This is a genomic window from Amycolatopsis sp. NPDC023774 (assembly GCF_040639695.1).
Lineage (GTDB): Bacteria > Actinomycetota > Actinomycetes > Mycobacteriales > Pseudonocardiaceae > Amycolatopsis.
This window is the reverse complement of record NZ_JBFAAJ010000015.1, coordinates 1-20,756: the sequence shown is the minus strand read 5'-3', so window position 1 is coordinate 20,756 and position 20,756 is coordinate 1. Positions and strand designations below refer to the sequence as shown.

The window sequence follows — 20,756 nt, the reverse complement described above, 5'->3', positions numbered from 1 at the left end:
CTTCTCGCGGTCGCGACGGCTGTGTCGTGATGGCCGTCACTCTAAAGTGTGAGACCAGAACGCCGCAATAACCTGACGAGGATTTGCAAGTTACGAACAGGACGTGATCACGCCCGGTGCCGCGCGGTCGACCCCCTCACCACGAGCTCGGGGGCGAACAGCAGTTCTTCGGCCGCGACCTCGCCGCCGTTGATTCGCTTCACGAGCAGCTCCACCACGGCGCGGCCCATCGCCTCGATCGGCTGGCGCGTGGTCGTCAGCGGCGGGTCGGTGCAGTTCATGAGGGCGGAGTCGTCGTAGCCGACCACGGAGATGTCGTCCGGCACCGCGAGGCCTTGCCGCCGTGCGGCCCGGATCGCGCCGAGGGCCAGCAGGTCGCTCGCGCACAGCACGGCGGTGGCCCCGCGCGGGTACAGGCGCGCCGCCGCCGCGTGCCCGCCCTCGATGGAGAACATGCCGTGCTCCACCAGCTCGTCGAGCACGGGCAGGCCGAGTTTCGCCGCGTACGCGCGGAAAGCCGCGAGCTTGCGCTGCGACGGCACGTGGTCGCCCGGGCCCAGGACCAGGCCGATCTTCTCGTGGCCGAGCGAGCTCAGGTGTCCCACGGCCTGCTCCACGGCCACCGCGTCGTCGCACGAGACCTGCGGCAGCCCGAGGTGGTCGACGGCGGCGTTGATCAGCACCGTGGGCAGCTTGCGTTCCACGAGGTGGTGGTAATGCGTGTGCACGGCGTCTCCCTGGGCGAACAGCCCGCCGGCGAACACCACCCCGGACACCTGCTGCTGCAGGAGTAGCTCCACGTACTCGGCTTCGGACACCCCGCCGGCGGTGCGCGTGCACAGCACGGGCGTGAACCCCTGCTGGGCCAGCGCGTTGCCCATGATCTCGGCCAGCGCGGGGAAGATCGGGTTCTGCAGCTCGGGCAGTACGAGCCCCACCAAGCGGGCTCGCTCCCCGCGCAGCTGGGTGGGGCGTTCGTAGCCCATCACGTCCAGCGCGGTGAGAACGGCGGCCCGGGTGCTCGCGGAAACCCCGGGCCGGCCGTTGAGTACCCGGCTGACCGTGGCTTCGCTGACCCCCACCTGTCGGGCCACTTCGGCAAGTCGACGCGTCATGGCTGAAACTTTACTGCAATGGCTCGCAAAATCTCGACTTCACCGCGCGAGGGTGCTGACACGCTGTGCCACCAGCTACAGCTTGCGTCCCAGCTGCTCCGCCTGGTCGCGCAGCACCGGCAGGAACTCGTCGCGCAGCTGGTCCATCGAGATGCGGCCCGCGGTGGCGCTCACCGACATCGCGGCGACGGTGCGGCCGCGCGAGTCGAGCACGGGCACGGCGAGCGAGCGCAGGCCGTACTCCAGCTCCTCGTCGGTGAACGCCGCGCCTTCCTCGCGCACGAGGTCCACGCGCCGGCGGATCTCGGCGGGGAACACCGGCGTCTTCGGGGTCCGGGGGCGGGGTTCGCACCGTTCGAGGTAGGCCGTCAGGTCCTCAGTGGACAGTGCGGACAGGAGCACGTGCCCGGTCGCGGACGCGTAGGCCGGCAGGCTCGCCCCGATGCGTACGCCCGTGTTGACGATCCGCTTCACCTCACTGCGCGCGATGAACAGTGCCTCGTCGTTCTGCAGCACAGCCAGTGACGCCGACTCCTGCACGTGCTCGCGCACCGCCGCCAGGTGCGGCTGTGCGAGCTGCGGCAGCGCCGTCGACTCGACGTACGCGTCGCCCAGGCGCAGGAGCCGGGGCGTGGGCAGGAAGTGCTTGCCGTCGTGGGTGAGGTACCCGAGGTCGACGAGCGTGAGCAGGCAGCGGCGGGCCACGGCGCGGTTGAGGCCGGTGAGGCGTGCCGCGTCGCTGATCGCGAGCTTCGGTGTGGCCTCGCCGAAGAGCTCGAGGATCGCCAGTCCCTTGGCCAAACCGGCCATTCCCTCGGCTGCGGGCACGGCTCTCTCCGGAGATGGGTCTTGACGGCAGGCTCCCACCTGCCTTCAATGTGTTCGGTAAGTGAATCTACGTTCGTTATTCGAACACTATCAGGGGTGCCGCGAGCTGTCGAGCAGCACCCCGGGCGAGGAGGAACCGACGATGGATCGCCTCACGGGGACCACCGCGGGCCGCGCACCCGACCGCAGCTGGCCGCGGTCGCTGACCCGGGTGCCGTACTGGGTCTTCCAGGACGAGGCGGTGTACCGCGCCGAGCAGGACCGGATCTTCCACGGCCCGCACTGGAGCTACCTGTGCCTCGAGGCCGAATTGGCCGAGCCGGGCGACTTCTGCGCGACCTTCATCGGCGAGCAGCCCGTGCTGGTGACGCGCGACGTCGACGGCGAGGTGTACGCGTTCGAGAACCGGTGCGCTCACCGCGGCGCGCTGATCGCGATGGCCGACCACGGCAAGGCCCGTGACTTCACCTGCGTCTACCACGCCTGGACCTACAACCTGCAGGGAGACCTCACGGCTGTCGCGTTCGCGGAGGGCGTCGGCGGCAAGGGCGGGATGCCGCCGAACTTCTGCCTGTCCGACCACGGGCCGCGCAAGCTGCGCATCGCCGTGGTCCACGGGCTGGTGTTCGGCACGCTGTCCAACGACCTGCCCGACATCGAGGAGTATCTCGGCGAGGAAATCCTCGACCGCATCGACCGTGTGCTCGGCGGCCGCAAACCCGTGGTGCTGGGCCGGTTCGCGCAGCGGCTGCCGAACAACTGGAAGCTGTACGCGGAGAACGTCCGCGACTCCTACCACGCCAGCATCCTGCACTTGTTCTTCACGACGTTCGGCATCAACCGGCTTTCGCAGCGCGGCGCGATCATCGTCGACGAGTCCGGTGGCCACCACGTCAGTTATTCCGCCATCGACCGCAGCGCGACGGAGTCCACCGAATACCGGGACCAGAACATCCGGTCCGACAGCGAGTACCGCCTCGCCGACCCGTCGCTGCTCGAGGGGTTCAGCGAGGTCGGCGACGACGTGACGCTGCAGATCCTCTCGGTCTACCCGGGGTTCGTGCTGCAGCAGATCCAGAACTCCGTGGCCGTGCGCCAGATTCTCCCGCGCGGCACGGACGACACGCTGCTCAACTGGACCTACCTCGGCTTCGAGTCCGACACCGAGGAGCAGCGGCTGGTCCGGATGAAACAGGCCAACCTGGTCGGTCCCGCCGGCTACGTGTCCATGGAGGACGGAGGCATCGGCGGCTTCGTTCAGCGCGGCATCGCCGGCGCGTCCGACGAGTACGCGACCCTCCAGATGGGCGGCGACACCGCGGAGTCGAGCGAAAGCCGCGTCACGGAAGCGTCGGTCCGCGGGTTCTGGCTGGCGTATCGCGAGTCGATGGGCTTCGTGCCCGACGACGACGCGCCGTTGCCCGAGATCGGCAAGCACGAGCGCACCCGGGTGGTGCGTGGCTGATGGACAACCAGGTCGCCATCGCCCGCGCCCAGGCGCACTACGCCCGCTGCATCGACGACGGGCCGCTCGAAGACTGGCCCACGTTCTTCACCGAAGATTGCCATTACCGCGTGACCACAGCCGACAACTACGCCCGCGGCCTGCCCGCCGGCCTGATCTGGGCCGACACCCGCGGCATGCTGAAGGACCGCGTGTCGGCGCTGAAGGAAGCCAACATCTACGAGCCGCACGTGTACCGCCACATGCTCGGCCAGCCCGCGATCCTCTCCGAGTCCGGAGGCGATGTCGAGAGCGAGACGCCGTTCTTCGTGCTCCGCGTGACCGGCGGCGGCCCGACCGACCTGTTCGCCAGCGGTCGTTATGTCGACCGCTACCGCGTCGAAGGCGATCAGGCGCTGCTGCGTGAGCGCGTGGTCGTGTGCGACAGCAAGGAGATCGACACCCTTCTGGCGCTGCCGCTGTGAGCCGCGTACTGCTGGTCATCGGTGACCCCAACGGCATCGGACCCGAGATCGCCGTCGCCGCCGCCACTCAGACCCAGGACCCGCCGGTGCTGGTCGGCGACCACTCCGTGCTCGCGAGCCTGGCCGCCGCCCGAGGGTTCCGGCTTCGCGAGCACACGCCCGGCGCTCTGCCCGAAGACGGCGTGCTCGACCTCGTGGACGTCGGGCACCTGCCGCCGGACGAGTTCCGGCCGGGCGTGCTGAGCGCGGAGGCGGGCGCGGCGACGATCCGGTACGTCAGCACCGCCGTCACGCTCGCCCTCGGCGGCGGGTACCGCGGGGTGGTCGCTTGCCCGCACTCGGAGACGGCCGTGCACGCCGCGGGCATCCCGTTCCGCGGCTACCCGCCGCTGATCGCGCAGCTCACCGGCGTGCCCGAGGATCGTGTGTTCCTGCTGCTCTCGGGCGGTGGCTTGAACATCGTCCACGCGACCCTGCACAAACGCCTCGCCGACGCCCTCGCACGGCTCACCCCGGAGCTGGTCACCGCCGCCGGGAAAGCGTTGTGGGAGGCCCTGAGGACGTTCGGCGTCGCCGCCCCGCGCATCGGCGTCTTCGGCATCAACCCGCACGCGGGCGAAGGCGGCCTCTTCGGCAGCGACGACGAGCACGTCACCGCGCCGGCGGTGACCTCGCTGGTCGCGCAGGGCATCGACGCCGTCGGCCCGACCGGCGCCGACGTGGCGCTCACCACCCCGGGCCACGACGGGTTCGTCGCGCTGTACCACGACCAGGGCCACATCCCGGTCAAGCTGCTGGCCGGCCGCACCGCGACCGCGCTGACCGTGGGCGCGGGGGTGCCGTTCTGCAGCGTCGGTCACGGCACCGCGTTCGACATCGCCGGGCGCGGCGTCGCCGACCCCACGGCCGTGATCCGCGCGCTCGGCCTGTTCGGACGAACGAAGGAGACCACCGCATGATCACCGTGGCGGACACGGACGTCGAGATCCCGTGCGACGACGGGCATACCGTGCTCGAAGCCGCCGAGAACGCGGGCTGGGCGATCCCGTACTCGTGCCGCAAGGGCGTCTGCACGTCGTGCGCCGGCTCGCTCGTCGCGGGTTCGGTGCTCGTGCGCGGACGCGGTGAGCTGACGGGCCCGGCCGATGGCGTGCTGCTCTGCCGCGCCGAACCCCAGGGCCCGGTCGTTGTCCGGCCACGCCGCATCGAACGCAGCGAGCCGCCGCGGCGCAAGAAGCTCACCACGGTGGTGCACCGCATCCGCCGGCCCGCGCCCCGCGTCACCGTGCTCGACCTGCGGTTCCCGATCGGACGGCGCGCGCCGTTCCGCGCGGGGCAGTTCCTGGAAGTGCAGCTGCCGGACGACGAACCGCGCCCGTACTCGCTCGCGAACCCGCCGCACCACAACGACGCGGTGCAGCTGCACGTCCGCACCGAGCCGGGCGGGCGGTTCTCCGAGCACACGGTGGGCACGCTGCAACCCGGTGACACGCTCGACGTCGAGACGCCGTTCGGCGAGTTCGTGCTCGACGACGGCGACGGCCCCATCCTGCTGCTCGCCACCGGCACGGGGTTCGCGCCGATCCAGTCGATCGTGCTCGACCTCATCGCCCGTCGCCGCACCCGGCCCGTCCACCTGTATTGGGGCGCGCGTACGGAGGAGGACCTCTACCTGGCCGAGCTCCCGGAACGCTGGGCGGCCCGGCACGGCTGGTTCGACTACACACCGGTGCTTTCGCGCCCGGGCAAGGGCTGGTCCGGAGCCACCGGCCACGTCCAGCACGTCGCGCTGGCCGACCACCCGGAGCTGGCGGGTCATCGCACGTACGCCTGCGGCAGCGAGGCGATGACCACCGACGCCCACGACCTGCTCACCGGCCGCGGCGGCCTGCCGACCGAGAGCTTCCTGGCCGACTCGTTCGTGCCCGCCGCCGAGCCCAGCGTTCCCGCCTGACCGCTTTCCGTCCTGCGTTTCCGTTCGATCCCACCACGATTCAAAGGAGAATCCCATGGACTTCGTGCTCGTCCACGGCGCCTGGTACGCCGGCTGGAGCTGGCGGGAAGTGGCCGACGCGCTGCGCGAGCAGGGCCACGAGGCGCACGTCGTGGAGCAGCTGCCCAGCGGGGGAACGGACCCAGCCGCGTTCGGCGACGTGTCCGCGGACGTTGCCCACGTGCGTGACCTCATCGACGGCCTCGAGCGTGACGTAGTGCTGGTCGGGCATTCCTACGGCGGCATCGTCGTCGGCGAGCTCTCCGACCACCCGCGCGTACGCCACAGCGTGTTCCTGTCGGCGTTCCGCCCGCGCCGCGGCGAGAACCTGCTCGACATCCGCTCGCCGCACCCGGAGGAGTGGATCGTCCCCCGCGAAGACGGCACGCTGCACGTCACCGACGACCACGCACTGGCCCGCAAGGTACTTGCTCCCGACCTCGACGAAGCCGCGTTCGCCGGCGTCCACGGGCGGCGCCACGCGCACGCCGCTGTCACCTTCACCCAGCCCGCCACCGAACCGGAGCGCACGCACCCGGTCACCTACGTCGTCTGCGAGCGCGACGAGACGATCTTCCCCGTCGACCAGGAGAAGATGGCCGACGGCGCCGACCACGTCCTGCGCCTCGACGCCCCGCACCTGGCCCCGCTGACGCACCCGCGCGAAGTGGCCGATCTGCTGGCCGGCACCCGATGACGGCGGGTGTGCGCCTGACGGGGTTCGTCGACGGCAAGCGCGTCAGCCCGTTCCAGTACGGCACGGTGGTGCTGTGCGGGCTCGTGATGTTCTTCGACGGCTTCGACACGCAGGCCATCAACTACCTCGCCCCGCACATCGCGAAGGACTGGGGCCTGAAGGTCGCGGTGCTCGGCCCGATCTTCTCCTCGGCCCTGGTCGGCCTGATGATCGGCTACCTCGTGCTTTCGCCGCTGTCCGACCGCTTCGGCCACCGGCGGCTCGTGATCGCGGGCACGGCGTTGTTCGCGCTCACGAGCCTCGTGTCCGTGTGGGTCGGCGGAGTCGCCGAGCTCGTGGTGCTGCGTCTGATCACCGGCATCGGTCTCGGAGCCGCCGCGCCCAGCGCGGTCGCGCTCACCGCCGAGTACACGCCGAAACGCCTGCGGGCGAGCTTCGTGCTGGCGATCTACTGTGGATTCTCGCTCGGGTTCGTGGTGGCCGGAGTGGTGTCGGGCTGGCTCGTGCCGACGGCCGGCTGGCGTTCGGTGTTCCTCGTGGGTGCGCTGGCGCCGCTGGTGATCATCCCGCTGATGCTGAAGTTCCTGCCGGAGTCGCTCGTGTTCCTGGTGGGTCGCGGCGCGAACTCCGAACGCGCGTACCGGCTGTGCCGCCGCATCGACCCGGCGCTGCCCTCGGCGACGCAGCCGGTGAGTGTCGACGCGGCCGAAGCCGGTGGCCGCGTCAAGCTGAAGGCGCTGCTGGCCAACGGCGGGGTGCTGAGCACGGTGCTGCTGTGGGTGGTCTTCGCCGTCAACCTCGGCGAGTTCTACGCGTTGCAGAGCTGGCTGCCGACGATGCTCACGGACCTCGGGTTCGCGAATGGCACCGTGGTCACGGCCACGAGCCTCACGACCGTCGGCGGCATCGTCGTCGCGCTCGTGGTCGGCCCGGCGATGGACCGCCTGGGGGCGTTCGGTTCGCTGGGCGCGTTGTTCGTGGTGGGCGCGGTGTTCCTCGCGGTGACCGGGCCGGCGTTCCACGCGCCGGGGTGGCTTCTGCTGGCGGCGATGTTCCTCGTCGGCTGCGGGGTCAGCGGCGGACAGAAGGCGCTGATCGCGCTGGCCGCCGTGGTCTATCCGGTCAACATCCGCTCCACGGGTGTCGGCTGGGCGCTGGGCATCGGCCGCCTGGGCGGGATCCTCGGCCCGCTGATCGTCGGCGCGGCGGTGGCCGCCTCCTGGTCCCCGGCGGCGATCTTCCTGGCGCTGTCCGGACCGATGCTGGTGTGCGCGGTGCTGATCCTCTACCTGGGACGGCGGGCTCGGCAGACGGCCGAGGTCGCCGAGCGGGAACCGGCGCCCGCGCTGTGACCGAGGGGCTCCCCGTACGCCGGCGACACCGGTGGCCGGGGAGCCCCTGTCGGTTGACCTACGCCGCGGCCACCTCCAGTTCCGAGACCTGCCCGGCCGGCCAGCCGGTGTTGCCGGTGATCGTCACGCGCACGAAGCGCTGCGTCGTCGTGCCGAAGCTCGCCGACGCGGTGTTGCCGGACGAAGGGCTGAAGTTCCAGCCCCGCGAGGCGACCAGCGTCGTCCACGAGCCGCCGTCGGTGCTGCCTTGCACGGTGAGCGTCTGGGTACGGGCGGCCCAGTCGCCCGACGGCGGCAACTTCAGCGTCACCTTGTCGATCGCCGCTGCGTCACCGAGGTCGACGGTCAGTGTCTGCGGGAACGCGTTGTTCGTGCTCTCCCAATACGTGCTCGCGTTGCCGTCCACCGCATTGCCCGGAGGGAACCCACCCTGCGAGCCACTGGCCGTGATCGCCTTGCCGCTCGCGATGTTCGCGCCCGACTGCGGCGGCTGCGGCGGGCCGGAGTTCGGCGCGGGCCAGCTGGAGCAGTCGTTCCACATGCCGGTCCAGCCGCTGTTTCCGTTGCCGTTGAAGGTCATCTTCGGGATAGTGCTCGGATAGGGGCAGTTGTACGTGCCGACGACACCGACCCCGGACGCCGTGAGGTTGCTGATCGATACCGTGCCCTGCGTCTGCGACTGCGCGACGAACGTGCCCGTGCCGCGCACGGTGACGCCGTCGATCGTGACACCGCTGACCTGCTTGCCCGCGCCGTTGCCGTCGATGAACTGGATGGCCTCGTACGGGCTGTCGATGGCCGTGAACCCGTTCACACGGATGGCCGCACCGGAAATGGCCTGGTCACGGGCATCGAACCACAGCGCGCCGACGCCGAACTGCCAGTTGGGGTCGAGCGCCCCGGCCCGCAGCGCGGTGTTGTTCGTCAGCGTGACCGTGCCCGAGAGCGGCACCGAGTTGAACCGGTTGGCCACCAGGTAGCCGCCGCCGAGCGCGTTGGTGTCCTGGACGAGGTTGCCGCTCACGGTGTTGTTCGAGCCGCCGTAGAGGGCGATGCCGTTGGCCAGGTTCGGCTGCACGACAGTGTTGTCGGCGATCGTGATGCCGGTGTCGGCCTGGCCGTTGGACCACAGCGCGAGCGCATCGTCACCGTTGTTGCGCAGGTAGTTGTTGCGGATCGCGGAGTTGGTGACGGCACCATCGAAGTTCACGCCGTCGGCCTGCGTGTCGAGGATGCGGTTGTTCTCGATCGTGAGGTTCGAGGACGCGCCGTTCATCAGCCACAGGCCGCACTTGGTGTCCTGGATCCACAGCCCCGAGACGATCGAGCCGTTGCCGAGCACGCCGTGGAACGCGTTGTCCGGGCTGGAGTCGTTGCGTTCGGAGACCGAGCCGAACACGGCGAAGTCGTAGAGCTTGATGTTCCCCGACGAGCTGCCGTTGTTGAAGATGTTGTTGCCGTGCAGCACCGTGTACCACTGCCCGGCGCCACGCACGGTGGTCTGGTCGATCTGCAGTGCCGACCCGATCTCGAAGCGGCCGCTCGGCACCCAGACTTCCTTGCCCTGCTGCCGGGCGGCCTGCAAGGCGTTGCGGAAAGCTTGCGTGTCGTCACCGGCGTCGTCGGCGGTGGCGCCGTAGTCGGTGACCGACAGCGAGCCGGCCGGCTGCGCGCCGGTGCCGCCGACCTGCTCGAAGTCGGCGAGGTCGATCGTGGCCTGCCCGACGTCGCCGGAGTCCAGCTGCACCTTCACCTTCGCGCCCGCGGCGGCGTTCTGGCCGAACAGCAGCCGGGCGTCGTCGAAGAAGTGGTGGGTCTTCGCGCCCGGGATGCCCGGGGTGTCGGTGTAGGTGTACTGCGACGTCACGGAAAGCCCGGTGCCGAGCTTGGTCCCGTTGACGTACACCGACATCCGGCCGGAGCCGCCGTCGGGCAGGTTGTAGTGGACGTTGACCGAGTTGGCCGCGGCCGGCAGCGTGAACTCCACGTACTGGCCCTGCCCGAGCCGCACGGCCTGGCGGCCGGACGCCTCGGAGGCCACCGTGGCCTGCGTGAAGTCGGGGCCGACGGCGGATCCGTTGGTGGCACTGCATTCGGCTTCGACGGTCCGGAACGGAACGCTCGCACCGCCGGACGCCGTGGCCGGGCAGGTCGCCGCCGCCGCGGGGGTGCCCGAGCCGACCGCGAACACGGTCAGCCCGGAGGACACCAGTGCCGCGGCCAGCAAGGCCGCCCTGGGTCGTGCTGAGGTGGGGGACATCTTCGGCACACTCACCTTTCTGGGGATTTTCCGGGGAGGATCAGGACGCGTAGGCCTCGAACTCGGACAGCTGCCCGGCCGGCCAGCCGGTGTTGCCGGCGAAGCTCAGCCGCAGGTAGCGGGTGCTCGTGGGGCTGAAGGAGACGGTGGCGGTGTTGCCGCTCGCCGGGTCGAAGCGGTAGCCGGCTTCGGATTTCAGCGTGGTGAACGACGAACCGTTGGTGCTGCCCTGCACGGTGAGGGTCTGGGTGCGCGCGCCCCAGTCGGTGGCCGGCGGCAGCTCCAGCACGAGCCGTCCCACGGTCAGGGCACTGCCGAGGTCGACGGTCAGCGTCTGCGGGAACGCGTTGTTGCTGCTTTCCCAGTAGCTGCTCGCGTTGCCGTCCACGGCGTTGGCCGGCGGGAAGCCGCCCTGGGAGCCGCTGGCCGTGGTTGTCTTGTGCAGCGCCAGGTTCCCGATCGGCGGCTGCGTGGGAGTGGTGGGAGTCGTCGGCGTGGTCGGGGGTGTGGTGCCACCGTTGTCGCCGTTGTAGACCGGCGTCGGCCAGGAACCGCAGAACGTGGTGGTCCAGCCCGAGTTGCCGCCCTGATCGGCCAGGCCCGTGAGCGCGTCCGGGCCCATGCAGTTGTAGACGCCCGCGCGGCCGATGTTCGTCGCGACGACGTTCTTGACCGTACCGCTCGGTTTGGACTGCAGCTGCCACGCGAACGTGCCCGCGCCGGTGATCCGCAGGCCGTCGAAGTGCACGTCGGTGGTGGCGCCGTCGATGAACTGCACGCCCTCGTAGTTGTTGTCCAGCAGGTCGTTGTCCACCACGTCGATGCGGCCGGTGATGGCCGAGTCACGACCGTCGAACCACAGCGCGCCGACACCGAACTGCCAGTTGGAGTCGAGCACGCCAGTGCGGATCGCGGTGTTGCACGTGACGGTAATGGTGCCCGAGAGCGGCACGGCGCTGAACCGGTTGGCCACGTGGATGCCGCCGCCCTGGTCCTGGTTGTCGGCCACCACGTTGTCGGACACGGTGTTGTCGTGGCCGCCGTAGATCGCGATGTTGTTCGCGAGGATCGGCAGCAGCACCGTGTTGAACGAGAACGTGTTGTGGTGGTCGGCGTCGTGCTCGGCCCACATGGCGAGGCCGTCGTCGCCGGTGTTGCGCAGGAAGTTGTTCGTCACCAGCGTGTTGCTGATGCCCTGGTGCAGGTTGAGGCCGTCGGCCGTCTGGTCGAGGATCCGGTTGCCGCGCACGGTGAGCCCGTCGAACGGCCCGTCGAGCCACAGCCCGACCTTCGTGTGCTGCAGCCACAGGTTCTGCACGACCGAACCGCCGCCGAGCGCGCCGCCGATGGCGTTGGACTGGTCGCAGTCGACGCGGGCCTGGACGTCGCCGATGATCGCGAAGTCGTAGAGCCCGACGTTCGTGCTGCTGCCGGGCACCGCCGCGTTGCCGGGGTACGTCGAGGTGGAGCAGCTGGTCGGCTCGCCCTTGCCGAAGATGCCCGCGCGGGCGCCGTGCAGCTCGGAGTACCAGGGCCCGGCGCCGCGGATCGTCACCTGGTCGACGGTGATGTGGTGGTTGAGCGTGAACGAGCCCGCCGGGATCCAGACCTGCTTGCCCTGGCTCTTCGCGGCGGCCACGGCCGCGTCGAATGCACCGGCGTCGTCGCTGGAGTCGCCCGCGGTGGCGCCGTAGTCGGTGACCGAGACGGCGTTGGCCGGTTTGGCGGCGGGGGCGGCGACCTGCTCGAAGTCGGCGAGGTCGACGGTCGCGGGGGTCACCTCGCCGGCGTCGATCTGCAGCTTGATCTTGGTGCCGGCGGGGTAGCTGGTGCCGAAGAGGGTGCGCACCTCGTCGTAGAAGTGGTGCGCTTTGCCCTGGCCGGGGTCGTTGCTGAAGGGGTAGCCGCCGTAGTACCAGCCATAGCGGGAGGTCAGGTTCAGGTCGCGGTTGTGGGTGCCGTTGACGTAGACCGAGATCGTGCCGGTGATGCCGGTGCCCTGGGCGCTGTCGGGCAGGCTGTAGCGGAAGTCGAGCGAGTTGGCCGCGGCACTGAGGGTGAACTCGACGTACTTGCCCTGCCCGGTCAAGGTGACCGCCTTGCGGCCGGATGCCTCGCCGGCGAGCGTGCCGGCGCTGCGCTCCGGGCCGATCACGGTGCCGTTGGTGGCGGCGTTCTCGGCTTCCTGCTCGACGAACGGGACGGTCGCGCCGCGTCCGGCGACGGCGGCGTTCGGGGTGGCTGTCGCCGGGTTTCCGGGAGCCGCGATGACGGTCAGGGCGGTGAGGCCGGCGGCCGCGAGCACGGCACTGCCGAGCGCGGCGAGCCGGCGGTTTCCGGTCGACGGGCGTTTTTCGGGCGCGGTGAAGACACGTAGGGGAGACACGGGGCAGCACTCGCCTTTCGTCGGGGTCGGGTGCACTGGTGGGGACAGCGTGTGAGCTGGATCATACGAATTCCCGACAGGAAATCGCAATAGTCGGACGGACTTACGCAAATTTTCGACAAAAGTCGTCGTGGACTGTCTGCCTCGCGGATTTCCCGCCACCTGGCGGAGGTGGCGCGGGACCCGGCCGGGCCAGGATGATCAGGCGAGAGCCACGACGTCCTGGGAGGTACCGAGATGACCGCGACCCGTCCGCAGGTGGGGCCGCCGCTGCCGTTCGACCCCGAGCTCGAGGTGGTACTGGCGCAGATGCGGGCCGAGCGGCCGGCGCTCGACTCGGCCGCCGCGATTCCTGCCCTGCGTGAGGAGCGCGCCACGCGTGAGCTCTCCCTGGCCGAGGTCGCTGCCGACGACACCGTCGAACTGTCCGAAGTGGACGCCGACGGCGTGCCGCTCGTCATCGGCCGCCCGGCCCACGTGACCGCCGACGCCCCGGTGCTCTACTGGATGCACGGCGGCGGCATGATCCTCGGCGGGCACCGCGGCCGGGACCTGCTGATGCTCAAGGAGTACGCGGTTTCGCTCGGCCTCGCGTTCGTCTCGGTCGACTACCGAGTCGCCCCGGAACACCCGCACCCCGCGCCGGTCGAGGACTGCTACACAGGTCTGAAGTGGACACTCGAGCACGCGGCTTCCCTGGGCATCGACCATTCCCGCGTGGTCGTCGGCGGCGCCAGCGCGGGCGGCGGCTTGGCGGCCGCCGTGGCCCTGCTCTCGCGCGACCGCGGCGGCCCGGCGCTGCTCGGCCAGCTCCTGCTCTACCCGATGCTCGACGACCGCAACGACACCCCGTCGTCGTTCCAGATGGAGAGCCTCGGCGTCTGGGACCGCACGGCCAACGACATCGGCTGGACCGCCCTGCTCGGCGCCGCGCGCGGCGGTCCGGACGTCTCGCCTTATGCCGCCCCGGCCCGGGCCGCGGACCTGTCGGGCCTCCCGCCGGCCTTCCTGGACGTCGGCACCGCCGAAACCTTCCGCGACGAGGTCGTCACCTACGCCACGCGCCTGTGGCAAGCCGGCGTCCAGGCCGAGCTCCACGTCTGGCCGGGCGCCTACCACGGCTTCGACGGCTCGGCCCCGGACGCGGCCCTGTCCGTGCAGGCCCGCGCGGCGCGGGCGCCGTGGCTGCGGCGGATTCTCGGCTGAGGCCTACTTCGGGATGTCCTTCATCCAGGCGGTCACGGTGATCTCCCCGGTCGTCCCGAGGTCGGTCTTGAGCGGCACCGTCTGCTCGGGTCCCCCGGGCGCCGCGACCACGGCCACCGACGCGCCGGTCGTCGTCTCACCCGAGGTCACGGTGGCCGACCACGACACCACGCTCAGCAGCTTTTCGTGCGGGGCCAAGGTGAACGGCTTCGGCCCGGGATCCGGCGAGAAGTACGAGACGCCGTGGTGCACCTGGACGTCCAGCGGCTTGCCGGTGCCGTCGAGGACCTTCACCGTGGGATAGCCGTCGAGTGTGTGGGCTTCGGAGTCGTTGTTGGTCAGTGTGAGCACCGACGCGCGGTGCCCGAGACCGGCTTCGACGATCCCGGCGGACACCACCAGCGGGGGTGGCGGCGCGGCCTTCGATGACGTCGGCGCCGGAGCCGACGGCTCGGCCACGGCGGAACTGCACGCGGCGGCCAGCAGAGCGGTGCACAAGACGGGCAGAGCCCGGAGAGTCCCCATGGGAGAAACCTAGCGGCGGGGAACCGACGAGCGCCCCGGACCGACCACATCGGCCCGGGGCGCTCGGTGTCAGAACTCAACCAGCCGTCACGAAGTCAGCAACGGCAACAACGGCTTCCGCACCGCAGTCGCCACCCCGTCCGACGCCTCAGCCGCCGCCACGCGCTCAGCCGACGGCACCCCGTACCCCGTCGTCCGCTGGCGCAGCGGCCGGCCCAGCGGCTCGACCATCGCGCGCATGTCGCTGATCGTCTTGTACGAGCCGTTCGACGCGCCGGCCATGCGGGAGATCGTCTCCTCCATCAGCGTGCCGCCGATGTCGTTGACGCCGCCCTGCAGCACAGCGCGGCTGCCTTCCTCGCCGAGCTTCACCCAGGAGCTCTGGATGTTGTCGATCGTGCCGTGCAGCAGCAGCCGCGCCAGCGCGTGGACCGCGCGGTTCTCGCGCAGGGAAGTGCCGGGGCGAGCCAGGCCGGCGAGGTAGATCGGCGCGCTCTGGTGGATGAACGGCAGCAGCACGAACTCCGTGAACCCGCGCCGGCCGTTGCGTTCCATGCCCTCGCGCTGCAGGCGAGCCAGCAGCTTCAGGTGCGCGACCCAGTGGCTGGGGTTGTCGACGTGGCCGTACATCATCGTCGACGTCGTCGGGAGGCCCACGGAGTGCGCGGTGGTCACGACCTCGATCCACGCCGAGGTCGGCAACTTGCCCTTGGTGAGCACCCACCGCACGTCGTCGTCGAGGATCTCGGCGGCGGTGCCCGGCAGGGAGTCCACACCGGACTCCTTGGCTCGGATCAGCCAGTCGCGCAACGACAGGTTGGTCCGCGACGCCCCGTTGACGACCTCCATCGGGCTGTAGGAGTGCAGGTGGATGTCGGGCTGGCGGCGCTTGACCTCGGCGGCGAGGTCGAAGTACGCGGTGCCGGGCAGGTCCGGGTGGATGCCGCCCTGCATGCAGATCTCGGTGGCGCCCGCGGCCCACGCCTCGTCTACGCGATCGCCCACCTGCTCCAGCGAGAGCGTGTACGCGTCGGCGTCGGTGCGCCGCTGGGCGAACGCGCAGAAGCGGCAGCCGGTGTAGCAGACGTTGGTGAAGTTGATGTTGCGCGTGACCACGAACGTGATGTCATCGCCCACCGTCTCGCGCCGCAGGTCGTCGGCGATCCGCGCCAGGGCGTCGAGCTCGGGTCCGTCGGCGTGCAGCAGCGCCAACGCGGCGTCGTCCGACAGACCGGCCGGGTCCTTTTCCGCGCTGCGCAAGGCTTCCAGGATGTCCGTGTCGAACTTCTGCGGCCCCGTCTTGATCTTGCGGCCGATTTCCTTCCAGTCGCCGTAGACGGAGTCGAAGTCGCCGCGGCGGTCGTCGGTGCGGCCGGTGGTGTCGATCTCGGTGTGCAGGTCGGTGCGGCCCGACTGCTGCCAGCCGCCGTCCGGCTCCTGCCACGGGAGCCCCACGGGCATCGCGTCCTCGCGCGCCAGCCCCGTCGCGGGGTCGACGAGCGCAGCCACGTGCCGGGTCACGCGCGGATCGAGCCACGGCTCGCCGAGGTTCACGTACTCGGGGTAGATGGTCAGCCGCTCGCGCAGAGAGAATCCGGCCTTCTCCGTCTGCCGGGCCAGCTGGTCGATCTGCGGCCACGCCCGCTCGGGGTTCACGTGGTCCGGGGTCAGCGGCGAGACGCCACCCCAGTCGTCGATGCCGGCCCGGATCATCAGGTCGTACTGGTTGCCGATGAGGTTCGGCGGCGCTTGGATGCGCATCTTCGGCCCGAGCACCAGCCGCGCCACGGCGATGTTCGCCGCCAGCTCCTCGAGGTCGGCGTCGGGCGTCGCGCGCATCTTCGTGTCCGGCTTCGCGCGGAAGTTCTGGATGATGACTTCCTGAATGCCGCCGTACTCGCGCGCGGTCTTGCGGATGGCGAACATCGCGTCCGCGCGCTCCTCGTGCGTCTCGCCGATGCCGATCAGCACACCGGTCGTGAACGGCACTGAGCTGCGCCCGGCGTCCTCCAGCACGCGCAGCCGGACGGCGGGATCCTTGTCCGGCGAGCCGTAGTGCGGGCCGCCCTTCTCGCTCCACAGCCGTGTCGCCGTGGTCTCGAGCATCATGCCCATCGACGGCGCCACCGGCTTGAGCCGCTGGAAGTCCTGCCAGCTCATCACGCCGGGGTTCAGGTGCGGCAGCAGGCCGGTCTCCTCCAGCACGCGGATGGCCATCGCACGGACGTAGGAGAGCGTGTCGTCGTAGCCGTGGGCGTCGAGCCAGTCGCGCGCGGCCGTCCAGCGGTCCTCGGGCCGGTCGCCGAGCGTGAACAGGGCTTCCTTGCAGCCCATCTCGGCGCCCTTGCGAGCGATCTCGAGGACCTCGTCGGGCGAGAGGAACGGCGACTCGAGCCGGCCGGGTACGGTCACGAACGTGCAGTAGCCGCACCGGTCGCGGCACAGGCGCGTCAGCGGGATGAAAACCTTGCGGCTGTAGGTGATGACGCCCGCCCGCCCGGCGGCTTCGAGGCCGGCGTCGCGGATGCGGGAGGCGTGCTCGGACAGCGTCTTGAGGTCGTCACCGCGCGCGTGCAGCAGCACGGTGGCCTCGGCGAGGTCGAGCGTCTTCCCGTCCCTGGCCCGCGCGAGCGCGCGGCGCATCGCCGACGGGGTGGGGGCGGTCAACTCGGGTTCGGGTGCCATTCCCGTCACGCTAGGACCAGCTCGCGGAAGCAGGCCAGTGCGTTGTCCGCCACGTGCTCACCCGTTCGGAAGAGACGATCATCCGCGCTGGTCAGAGGCTTGCAAAGGTTGTCGATCACCCGAGAGGAGTGTATTACCTAAAGTGTGGCATCGGTGATCGGGAAGCGCATCGGCGGCCGGACGTACTACTACCTGGCCGAATCCGCGCGGGTCGACGGCGCGCCGCGGGTGGTGACGCAGCGGTACCTCGGCACGGCCGAGGACATCGCCGGCGCGCTGCCCGGCGGCGCGGAACCGGGCGGCGCGCGGCACCGCACGTTCGGTGACGTCGCCGCCGTGTGGGGCACGATCCAGCGCCTCGATCTCGTGCGACGGGTCGATGCCGTGGCGGGCCCGCAGCGAGCGAAGACCACACTCGGGTTCCACGTCGCGCTCGCCGTGCTGCACCGCGCGACCGGCGCCGGTGCGAACTTCGAACAGTGGTGGGCCGGCTGCGCGGCGCAGGACCTCGTGCGCCCGCGTCCGCCGAAGGCCGCGGTCACCACGGCGGCCCACTGGCGGGCGTTGCAGCGCCTGACGCCGGACCGCATCACCGGCGTCGAAACGGCGATCGCCGAAGCCGTGCTCGACCTGCTCGGCGACGACGGCACCTCCGCGCTCGCCGTGGACGTCCCCCAGTTCGCGGCCTTCACCGCCGCCGACTGCACGGTGCCCTCGGCCGGCCAGGACGCGCTCGCCGGCCTCGGCCTCGTGGTCACCCGTGACGGCGCGATCCCGCTCGCGTCGCGCGTGTACCGCAGGGAAAGCGGCGCGGCGCCGACGTTCGGCGCACTGGCGGGGGAGCTGGGCGAGCGGTACCCGGCCACGGACGTCACGCTCGTCTTCCACGCCGGGCAGGCCGCGCAGCTCGATCTCGGCGCGCGGCGCGGGTTCGTCGGCTCGCTTCCGCCGGCCGACCACCCGGACCTGCTCACGCAACCGGCCTCGGCCCGCCGGCGCGTGGACCCGGAGCGCTTCGCCGGGCTGACCGCGATCGACACCCGCGCGACCGTCGACGGAGTGCGGCGCCGGGTCATCCTCACGCACTCGGCCACGCTGTACGCCGCTCAGTACCGCGCGTTCACCGACGAGCTGAGCACCGCGATCCGCGAGCTCGACGGCCTGGCCGCGGCCTTGGAAGCCGGCACCCACCGCGGCGACCGCACGCAGGTCCACGCCGAGATCTCGCGGGTCACGCGCGGCCGCCGCATCGGTCGGGTCCTGGAGGCGACGCTCACCGGTACCCGGCCGGGCGAGATCCGGCTGACGCGCCGGGTCGACGAGGCGGCCGTCGCGCGGCTGGTGGACGAGTACTTCGGCAAGCAGATCCTGGTGACCGACCGCGACTGGCCGGTGGCCGAGATCGTCACCGCCTACCGCGCGCGGACCTACCTCGAGTCCACGTTCCGCTGGCTCACCGGCCCGGCCGCGGTCGGCCCGACGCCGCGGTGGGAATGGACCCCGCACCGCGTCGCCGTGCACGCGCTGGTCTCGGTGCTCGCCGCGACCGTCACCCACCTCATGCGGCGCGAGGCCGACCGCGCCGGGATGAACCTGTCGGTGGGCGAGCTGCTCGACCAGCTGTGTGGCATCGGCGAGACGGTGCTGCGCTACCCGTCCACCGGCGGGCGGCCGCGCAGCCGCCGAATCCTCACCGACCGCGATCCGGCGCAGCAGGCGCTGTTCGACCTGTTCGGGCTCGAGCGGTTCGCGCCCTAGTTCTCGCGGTGGATGTTCAGGGCCGAGAAGCTCTGCACGACCGGCATGATCTCGATGACGTTCACGTTCACGTGCGGCGGCTGCGCGGCGGCCCAGAACACGGACTCGGCGATGTCGTCGGCCGTGAGCGGGGTGGTACCGGCGTACACGTTGGCCGCCTTCTCGTCGTCACCGAAGCGGACGTTGGAGAACTCCGTGCCACCGACCATGCCGGGCTCGATGTTGGTCACGCGCACGCCCGTGCCACGCAGGTCGCTGCGCAAGTTGAGGCTGAACTGGTGCACGAACGCCTTGGTCGCGCCGTAGACGTTGCCGCCGGGGTAGGGGTAGGTGCCGGCGATGGAGCCGATGTTGATCACGTGGCCGCTGCCGCGCTCGACCATGCCGGGCAGCACCGCGCGGGTGAGGTGCACGAGACCCGTCACGTTGGTCTCGATCATCTGGTCCCAGTCCTCGAGCTTGGCTTCCTGCGCCGGCTCGAGGCCCTTGGCCAGCCCCGCGTTGTTCACCAGCACGTCGATCCGGCCCCAGTCGCCGGGCAGCGCGCCGACGGCCGCGACGATCGCGTCGCTGTCGCGCACGTCCAGCACCACGGGCAGCACGGACTCACCGAGCTCCGAGGTCAGCGCGGCGAGCCGGTCGGCGCTGCGGGCCGCGGCGACGACCCGCGCGCCCTCGGCCACGAACCGGCGCGTGATCGCGGCACCGAACCCGGCACTCGCGCCGGTCACGAATACGGTCTTCATGGGGTGGGTCACCGTTCTTCCGCCTGGTGGTCCGGCCGGGGCCGGAGTGCGTTCAGGAACCGGCCGAACACGTCGTTGAACCCGGCCGTGGACTCCAGGTTAGGCAGGTGGCCCGCGCCTTCCAGCACCGCCAGTGCGGAACCGGCCACGAGTCCGTGCATGAGCTGCGCGTCGGACACCGGGGTGAACTCGTCTTCGCTGCCGACTGTCACCAGAGTGGGGACGTCGACTTGTTCGAGGGTCACCCGGTAGTCGGGGCGCAGCGCGCGGGCTCGGAGTGCCGAGGCAGCCCCGGCAGGCGGGGTGGTGCGCATCATCGTGAGGACGTGGTGAGTGACTTCGGGGTCGTGCGCCCGGGTTCGCGGGGAGACCATCTTCGGGAGGAGCTCTGTCGCGTAGTCGCTCATGCCCTCCTGCTCGATCCTGTCGGCAGCGGCGCGCCTGTCCCGGCGGCCTTCGGGGGTCTCTGCGGTGGGGAAGGTGTCGGCCAGGAGGAGCGCTCGGACGCGCTCGGGGTGGTCGGCGACGGTCTGCATGGCGATCTGGCCGCCCATGGAGAGGCCGCCGAGGACGAACGTGGCGAGGTCGAGGTGGTCGGCCAGCGCGATGAGGTCGTGCGTGAAGTCGCGCAGGCTGGTCACCGCGGGGCCGGTGCTCTCGCCGTAGCCGCGGAGGTCGGGGACGACGACCCGGAAGCCCCGTTCGGCGAAGTGCTCGGTCTGGGGTTGCCACATGGAGCGGTTGAAGGGGTGGCCGTGGACGAGAAGCAGCGCTGGGCCGCCGGCGCCTCGGTCGTCGTAGGTGAGGACGGTGCCGGGACCCGTGTGGAGGGTGGGCATGGAGCTGACGGTAGGCAGTGCTTTGTCTCGGAGCAATACGCCGCAATGTAGTCGGAGCAATGTTTTTCGGTGGTCGACGAAGCGGCCGGACGGGGTGTCTTGGACCGAAGCGGGCCGATTCCGGGCATTGCATGGGGTTTGACCTGGGAAGATCGCGTTAAGGGACCCCCCTGTTTTGGGGCGTTTCCGGCCATGTAAAGTTCTCCAAGTCGCCAGGGAAACCGGGCGGCCACCGGGACACGAACCAAGCTCTCGCCTCAGGCGATTGAGTGGGTGGCCCAAACAACAAAGGCTTGAAACAACGCCGATGGTTGGTGCGCACTGGGTGCGGATTGATCTGACGTGTGTTGCTTGAGAACTCAACAGTGTGCTAGTGAACTAAGCCAGTAGAGCTTATATGAAACCCCCTCGTCGGGGTTTCCTTTGAGAAAACTAGA

General features: G+C 70.5%; 16 protein-coding genes. 8 read left to right on the top strand and 8 right to left on the bottom strand.

Annotated elements, in window-relative coordinates; all coding sequences use genetic code 11:
* Positions 1-107: 107 nt before the first annotated feature.
* A complete protein-coding gene (locus AB0F91_RS27235) occupies positions 108-1,115 on the bottom strand; it encodes a LacI family DNA-binding transcriptional regulator (protein WP_360601806.1) in 1,008 nt (335 codons plus the stop codon).
* Positions 1,116-1,190: 75 nt separating this feature from the next.
* Entirely contained in the window at positions 1,191-1,943 is a 753-nt protein-coding gene (locus AB0F91_RS27230) for an IclR family transcriptional regulator C-terminal domain-containing protein (protein WP_360601804.1), read from the bottom strand.
* A 142-nt stretch (positions 1,944-2,085) separates the two neighbouring features.
* Between AB0F91_RS27230 and AB0F91_RS27225 the strand changes: the two genes are divergently transcribed.
* The 6 genes from AB0F91_RS27225 to AB0F91_RS27200 are packed head-to-tail and all read left to right on the top strand — an operon-like array spanning position 2,086 to position 7,914.
* Positions 2,086-3,408 (top strand): aromatic ring-hydroxylating dioxygenase subunit alpha, encoded by a 1,323-nt coding sequence (locus AB0F91_RS27225; protein WP_360601802.1) that lies wholly within the window; start codon positions 2,086-2,088, stop codon positions 3,406-3,408.
* Positions 3,408-3,872 (top strand): aromatic-ring-hydroxylating dioxygenase subunit beta, encoded by a 465-nt coding sequence (locus AB0F91_RS27220; protein WP_360601800.1) that lies wholly within the window; start codon positions 3,408-3,410, stop codon positions 3,870-3,872. Before AB0F91_RS27225 ends, AB0F91_RS27220 begins: the two co-directional genes overlap by 1 nt.
* Entirely contained in the window at positions 3,869-4,831 is a 963-nt protein-coding gene (locus AB0F91_RS27215; RefSeq protein ID WP_360601798.1) for a 4-hydroxythreonine-4-phosphate dehydrogenase PdxA, read from the top strand. Before AB0F91_RS27220 ends, AB0F91_RS27215 begins: the two co-directional genes overlap by 4 nt.
* Positions 4,828-5,826, top strand: a complete 999-nt coding sequence (locus tag AB0F91_RS27210; RefSeq protein WP_360601796.1) for a 2Fe-2S iron-sulfur cluster-binding protein — start codon at positions 4,828-4,830, stop codon at positions 5,824-5,826. Before AB0F91_RS27215 ends, AB0F91_RS27210 begins: the two co-directional genes overlap by 4 nt.
* Before the next feature lie 55 nt (positions 5,827-5,881).
* On the top strand, positions 5,882-6,562 hold the full coding sequence (locus tag AB0F91_RS27205) for an alpha/beta hydrolase (RefSeq protein ID WP_360601794.1): 681 nt from the start codon (positions 5,882-5,884) through the stop codon (positions 6,560-6,562).
* Complete coding sequence (locus AB0F91_RS27200) at positions 6,559-7,914, top strand: MFS transporter (protein ID WP_360601792.1); 1,356 nt, start codon at positions 6,559-6,561, stop codon at positions 7,912-7,914. The genes AB0F91_RS27205 and AB0F91_RS27200 overlap by 4 nt, the downstream gene beginning before the upstream one ends.
* A 58-nt stretch (positions 7,915-7,972) precedes the next feature.
* Here AB0F91_RS27200 and AB0F91_RS27195 read toward each other — a convergent pair whose 3' ends face one another.
* Positions 7,973-10,174: a discoidin domain-containing protein gene (locus AB0F91_RS27195; RefSeq protein ID WP_360601790.1), complete on the bottom strand. Its 2,202-nt coding sequence runs from the start codon at positions 10,172-10,174 to the stop codon at positions 7,973-7,975.
* Between the two features lie 40 nt (positions 10,175-10,214).
* Complete coding sequence (locus AB0F91_RS27190; protein ID WP_360602072.1) at positions 10,215-12,443, bottom strand: discoidin domain-containing protein; 2,229 nt, start codon at positions 12,441-12,443, stop codon at positions 10,215-10,217.
* Between the two features lie 354 nt (positions 12,444-12,797).
* Here AB0F91_RS27190 and AB0F91_RS27185 point away from each other — a divergent pair, with 354 nt between their 5' ends.
* Positions 12,798-13,766, top strand: coding sequence for an alpha/beta hydrolase (locus AB0F91_RS27185; protein WP_360601788.1), 969 nt, complete (start codon positions 12,798-12,800; stop codon positions 13,764-13,766).
* 3 nt (positions 13,767-13,769) lie between these two features.
* Here the strand turns inward: AB0F91_RS27185 and AB0F91_RS27180 are convergent, their stop codons facing one another.
* On the bottom strand, positions 13,770-14,291 hold the full coding sequence (locus tag AB0F91_RS27180; RefSeq protein ID WP_360601786.1) for a DUF4232 domain-containing protein: 522 nt from the start codon (positions 14,289-14,291) through the stop codon (positions 13,770-13,772).
* An 87-nt stretch (positions 14,292-14,378) separates the two neighbouring features.
* A complete protein-coding gene (locus AB0F91_RS27175) occupies positions 14,379-16,976 on the bottom strand; it encodes a bifunctional FO biosynthesis protein CofGH (RefSeq protein ID WP_360601784.1) in 2,598 nt (865 codons plus the stop codon).
* A gap of 153 nt (positions 16,977-17,129) precedes the next feature.
* Between AB0F91_RS27175 and AB0F91_RS27170 the strand changes: the two genes are divergently transcribed.
* Positions 17,130-18,734, top strand: a complete 1,605-nt coding sequence (locus tag AB0F91_RS27170) for a transposase (protein WP_360601782.1) — start codon at positions 17,130-17,132, stop codon at positions 18,732-18,734.
* Here AB0F91_RS27170 and AB0F91_RS27165 read toward each other — a convergent pair.
* Both AB0F91_RS27165 and AB0F91_RS27160 read right to left on the bottom strand, forming a co-directional pair.
* Positions 18,731-19,480, bottom strand: coding sequence for an SDR family NAD(P)-dependent oxidoreductase (locus AB0F91_RS27165; protein WP_360601780.1), 750 nt, complete (start codon positions 19,478-19,480; stop codon positions 18,731-18,733). The genes AB0F91_RS27170 and AB0F91_RS27165 overlap by 4 nt on opposite strands.
* Before the next feature lie 8 nt (positions 19,481-19,488).
* On the bottom strand, positions 19,489-20,319 hold the full coding sequence (locus AB0F91_RS27160) for an alpha/beta fold hydrolase (RefSeq protein WP_360601778.1): 831 nt from the start codon (positions 20,317-20,319) through the stop codon (positions 19,489-19,491).
* Positions 20,320-20,756 lie beyond the last annotated feature (437 nt).